The sequence below is a fragment of the Aeromonas molluscorum 848 genome, from assembly GCF_000388115.1.
Taxonomy (GTDB): domain Bacteria; phylum Pseudomonadota; class Gammaproteobacteria; order Enterobacterales; family Aeromonadaceae; genus Aeromonas; species Aeromonas molluscorum.
The window spans coordinates 1-5,419 of sequence record NZ_AQGQ01000223.1; the positions used below are offsets into that span (position 1 = coordinate 1).

Consider the following 5,419-nt stretch of genomic DNA (forward strand, 5'->3'; position numbering starts at 1 on the left):
GTCATAGTGGCGATAGTCGGTGGGGATCATGGCGGCGGGCAACACCCTGGCCAGCTGCGCCTTGATGGCCCGACTGTCGCGCTCAAGGCCTGCCACGAAGGCCACCAGCCGGCGTACGCTGCCGATGCTCACCCCCTGCACACAGGCCTCGTCCACCCCGGGCAGGGCCAGCAGCTGGGCCTCCACCTCGCCGGGCTGGATGCGATAGCCGCTTATCTTGAATTCGTTGTCGCGCCGGCCGAGGTAGACCAACCGGCCGGCCACCAGGCGCACCCGATCGCCGGTGCGATAGACGGGCATCTGCTCCGCTCCAACCCGCAAGGTATCGAAGCTGCCTTGCACCCCCCCACATAACCGTTGGCCAGCTGCGGGCCGAGCAGCACCAGCTCACCCTCGCTGGCGGGTTGCTCCCCCGCCCCCAGAATGAGCGCCTGCATGCCGGGCAGCGGCAGGCCGATGGGCAACTGGGCCTGGCTCGGGTCTTCCTGCTGCAACTCCTGGGTGGTCACAACCACTGTGGTTTCGGTGGGGCCGTAGGTGTTGAAGAGGCGCACATCGGAGCGGCCCTGGCGCTGCCACTGGGCCAGCTGCTCGGGGTAGACCGCCTCGCCGCCGATGATGACGGTGGTAAGCCCGGCAGGGATGTGGGCCTGGCCCGCCGTCAGCGCCACCACCCACTCGTTCCAGAACGCGGTGGGCAGATCGAGGTGGGTGATTTCCATCTGCTCCACCCCGGCCGCAAAGGCGGCCATGGATTCGAGCAGGGCGTCGGTGCGCAGCACCAGGGTGGCACCGGCGCTCAAGGTGGCGAACACCTCCTCTATGCTGGCGTCGAAATTGAAGGGGGCAAATTGCAGCATCCGGGCCCCCTCGTTCAGGTGATAGCGGCAGCGGGCGGCAGCGGCGAAGTGATCCAGCGCCCCATGACTGACCGCCACCCCCTTGGGCAGGCCGGTCGAGCCTGAGGTGAACATCAGGTAGGCGACGGCGCGGCCGGCAGCCGGCTGGTTGAGCCGGTTGTCGCTCACCAGCTCCCCCGCCAAGAGAGTGCGCCCCTCGAACAGGCTGGCCAGCTTGTGGCGATACTCGGCCTGGGTGATCAGGGTCTTGACCTCGCCCAGCCGCAGGATATGACCCTGGCGCTCCAACGGCTGTTCGGGGTCGAGCGGCACATAGACGGCGCCCGCCAACAGCACAGCCAGCTGGGCGAAGATGGCCTGGGGGCTGCGGGCCAGCATGACCCCGACCCTGTCCCCCGGCTGCACGCCGGACGTCTGCAGAGCGGCTGCCATCTGCTCGCAGCGGGCCAGCAGTGCCTCGTAGCTGACACTCGCCTCCCCCTGCATCAGGGCAATCTTGTTCGGGGTTTGGGCGGCGAAGTGGCAGAGCGCGTCCAACACAGGGCGCACCTTGATCATTTCGTGGGCGGGCCCAGTGATCAGCGCAGCCAGCCGCTGCTCGGCCAGCCAATCGGCCTTGAGGGACCCCAGGGTCTGGGCGGGCTGGGCCAGCCAGCGGGCCAGCAGGGAGAACAGGGTATCGGCGATCGTAGCCAGATCTTGCTGCTGGTAGCAGCCGGGGTTGGCGTCCAGATCCAGTCTGGGCTGGCCATCCGCGCCAACCTGCACCTCTATGGTGAGATCCTCCACCGGGCCGGCGCTGATGTTGAGGATATGGGCATTGAGGGGGCCAAACCGGCGGGCATGGTCGAACGGCATGATGTTGACCAGGGGGCCGAACAATCGCTTGTCGCCCCCCACCAGGCCAAGGTCTCGGCGCAGCAGTTCGTAGCGGTAGTGCTGGTGCTTGCGCACGCCGCGCTTGGCCTTGGCCACGGCGCCGGCCGCCCCCGCCAGATCCAGTTCTTCACCGAGCGCCAGCGCCAACGGGGTGATGTTCATCTGCATGCAGGGCACTGTCAGCGACGCCGAGCCGATGCGGTTCATCATCATCAGGCCAAGCAACGTTTGTTGCTGGCCACTGGCAAGGGAGAGCTGGGCCGAGAGGCCGGCCAGCAGCAGATCGGGCCAACCCAGCTTGTGCTCGTCGGCAAAGCCGGTCAGCGCCTGCCACAGCGCCGCGGGCAGCGGACGGCTCTCGCGGATAAATTCGGCGGCGATGGGGGCGCGGGTCTCGCCAAAGGATTTCACCTCGGGCCAGGCTTGCAGTTGCTCCTGCCAGAAGCTGCGGGCGGCAGCGTTCTTGCCGCTCTCCTCGCGGGCCAGCTCTTCGGCCAGTACCTCATCCAGCAGGCCAAACGGTGATGGCGACGGCACAGCCCCTGCCAGCCCTTCGCCATAGAGTTCGGCGATACGCTGGAACAGCATGGTGGTGCCAAAGCCGTCCAGGGCTATGTGGTGCACGCAGCTGTAGAGGTAATCTCGACCGGGGCCACGCAGCAGGGCGAAGCGGCAGGGAGCCTCTTGGGTCAATGCGAACGGACGGCGCAGATCGGCCCATGCCCAGGCGCGGGCAGCAGCCTCGTCATCGCTTTCAAGGTTCACCTCGTCATAGGCGAGTGGGGCCTCGTCCGAGACGAAGCAGACCGCCTCCCCATCGTTTTCGAAGTGGCCCTTGAGCGCCTCGCACTCACCCACAGCCCGGGTGAGCGCAGCCACCAGCACGGCCACGTCGACCTTGCCATCAAAGGCGATGCACTCGGCGGTGTTGAACATGGCCTTGTCGTCGTTGAGCAAATGACCGGACCAGAGCCCCTGTTGGGGTATGGTCAGAGGGAAGCGGCTCATGGCGTCACCTCCAGCGCCTGTGCTGCCAGCTTGGCCTCGATCAAACGCCACCAGCCATTAAGGGTCGGCAGCTTGGCCAAGTCCACGAAGCCCAGCTCCACCCCGGCGGCGCGCCACTCTGTGAGCAGAGACATGATGCGCACCGAATCCAGGCCGTAGTCGATGAGGTTCTCGTCGGGGTCAAACTCCCCTTCGTCCTCATCGATATGGCTCAACAGTCTCGCTTTGAGTCCCTCATACGTCAGCAACGGATGGGTCTGGACGGAAGCTGGTGCAAGCGCCAGCACCTCCTCGCAGGGGATCACCTTGCCGCAGCGGGTCGCCACGTAGTCGAGCGCCATCTGGTGATCGGCCAGGGAGAAGTCCGCTATCCCGTCTGCCAGGAAGAAGGGCTGGATGTCGCGCATGAAGGCGTCGCAGGCGGTCATCATGCAGCCGATATGGCCGTAGATGCCGCCTATGATGAGCTGATCCCGCCCCTGTGCTTTGAGCATCTGTTCGAGTTCGGAGCGCTGGAAAGCGCTGTAGCGCCACTTGACCAGCACTGTGTCGTCACGCTCCGGGCGCAGCCCTGCCACCACCTGTTGCAGCTCGGGGCTCTTGTTAAGACCCGGCCCCCACATGTCGTTGAGCAGGGCGCGATCTTCGGGGGATTGATCCTTAGGCTGGGCCGTGTAGAAGACAGGGATGTCGAGGGCCCTGCACTGCTTGCGCACGGCCACCAGCTGTTCAATGAGCGCGGCGATCAGCGGGCTGTCCTCACCATAAAAGGCGGTGAAGTACTCCTGCATGTCGTGGATCAGCAGGGCGGCGCGCTTGGGGTTCAGGGTCCAGTTGACCTTGTTGGCCTTCCACTGGCTGGGCATGGCGTAGTTGTTCAGGGTTGGGATAGCCATAACGTCATGATTCCTTTTAGTTTTATGCTGTTGTCAGGGGGTTGCCGGCGATAAGGTGCGCAATGCGCGCCCGCAGCCCCTGCTTGTCAATCTTGCCCACCGCCGTCATCGGCAGGGCATCCAGGGTTTCGAAACGGTCGGGCAGCTTGAAGTCCGCCACCCCGCGCTCGCGCAGAAACTTGCGCAAGGCCAGCGGCTTGAGACCCGGCTCGGTGGTGACGATAAAGGCGCAACTCTTCTCTCCCATGGCGCTGTCGGGCATGGAGACCAGGGCCGCATGGGTGATGGCCGGGTGGTGCAGCAGCTGGTTTTCCACCTCTTCCGCCGCGATCTTCTCGCCGCCCCGGTTGATCTGATCCTTCTGCCGCCCCACCACTGTGAGGTAACCATCGGCATCCTGTACCACCAGATCGCCGGAGCAGTAGAAGCCATCGCTATCGAACACCCGGGCGTTATGGGCCGGGCTCTGGTAGTAACCGCGGAAGGTATAGGGGCCGCGGGTGTGCAGGGCGCCGGGCTCGCCGGGGGCGACCGGGTTGCCCGCCTCATCGAGGATGCGCACCTCGTCGTCCGGGCTCATGGGGCGGCCCTGGGTGTGGATCACCTTCTCGTCGGGATCAGAGAGCCGGGTGTAGTTGACCAGCCCCTCCGCCATACCGAACACCTGCTGCAGCTGGCAGCCGAGCAGCGGCTCTATCTTGCTGGCCACCGCCTCGGCCAGCTTGGCCCCCCCCACCTGCAGCAAGTCGAGGCTCTCGAGCTGAGTGCGCACTGACGGGTCAGATTCAGCCGCCTGCAACCAGAGAGAGACCGCCGGCGGCACCAGCGAGGTGAGGTTGACCCGGTGGCGGGCAATCAGCGGAAAACAGCTCATGGGGCCGGGATCTGGCGCCAGCACCACGGCGCCACCCGCCTCGAACACACCGAGGGCCCCGGGGGAGCTCAAGGGGAAGTTGTGGGGGGCCGGCAGGGCGCACAGATAACGGGTATGGGGCCCCAGCTCACAGATTTCATTGCTGCGGCGCACGCTGTAGAGGTAGTCGTCGTGGGTGCGCGGGATGAGCTTGGGGGTGCCGGTGCTGCCACCGGAGAGCTGGAAGAAGGCCACCTCGTCTGCCGGGGTTGGGGCAAAGGAGACGGATGGGGAGTCCCCCGCATCCCCCTCGCCGAGCCAGCGGGTCAGCCCCAGCTCCCCCCCATTGCCATCCAGCAGCACCAGCTCGGCGCCGATGCTTATCAGCAGCTCGCTCTCGCACCCCTTGGTCGCAAACAGCGGATGGGTTAGCGAGCCGATAAAGAGGCGGGGTGTGATCTGCTCGGCATAAGAGAGGAGCTCCAGCCGGTTGTGGCTAAAGAGCGCATTGACCGGCGCAATGCCGGCTTTCAGCAGGGCGAAGAACACCAGATAGAACTCGGCCACATTGGGGAGCTGCACCAGCGCTGTATCCCCTACCCCCAGGCCGTGGCGGGCCAGATTCGCGGCCAGCCGGCTCGAGCCGGCGTCCAGCTCGCCATAGCTGAAGCGGCGCTCGCCGCAGAGGATGGCCTCGGCCTCGGGGGCCAGCTCGCATTGACGCGCCAGCATGGCGGTCAGCGGCTCGCCACGCCAATAGCCCTTGGCACGGTAGCGCTGGGCCAAGGCATCAGGCCAGCGGGTATAGGGCAGGAAGCGGTTGGATTGGGTCATTGCGCCACCTCCGGGACTCAGGTCCCAGGGCTTTGAGCATGGTACCCAGCTTGGTGCCGGTCTCGGCCCACTCCATGGCGGGATCCGAG

At 65.9% G+C, this 5,419-nt stretch carries 2 protein-coding genes and 1 pseudogene; all 3 read right to left on the bottom strand.

The window, feature by feature from the left end; all coding sequences use genetic code 11:
- Positions 1–2,747 (bottom strand): annotated as a pseudogene (gene amoF, locus G113_RS18855) (amonabactin biosynthesis non-ribosomal peptide synthetase AmoF); the annotation flags it as partial.
- Positions 2,744–3,643 carry an isochorismatase family protein gene (locus G113_RS18860; RefSeq protein ID WP_005909166.1) on the bottom strand — a complete coding sequence of 300 codons (900 nt, stop codon included), beginning with the start codon at positions 3,641–3,643 and terminating at the stop codon, positions 2,744–2,746. The pseudogene amoF and the gene G113_RS18860, both read right to left, overlap by 4 nt.
- Before the next feature lie 22 nt (positions 3,644–3,665).
- Positions 3,666–5,330: a (2,3-dihydroxybenzoyl)adenylate synthase gene (locus G113_RS18865; RefSeq protein WP_005909167.1), complete on the bottom strand. Its 1,665-nt coding sequence runs from the start codon at positions 5,328–5,330 to the stop codon at positions 3,666–3,668.
- Between the last annotated feature and the right edge of the window lie 89 nt (positions 5,331–5,419).

Excerpts from the sequence above, each read along its gene's own strand:
- G113_RS18860 (WP_005909166.1), bottom strand. The coding sequence starts at position 3,643 with ATGGCTATCCCAACCCTGAACAACTACGCCATGCCCAGCCAGTGGAAG.
- G113_RS18865 (WP_005909167.1), bottom strand. The coding sequence starts at position 5,330 with ATGACCCAATCCAACCGCTTCCTGCCCTATACCCGCTGGCCTGATGCC.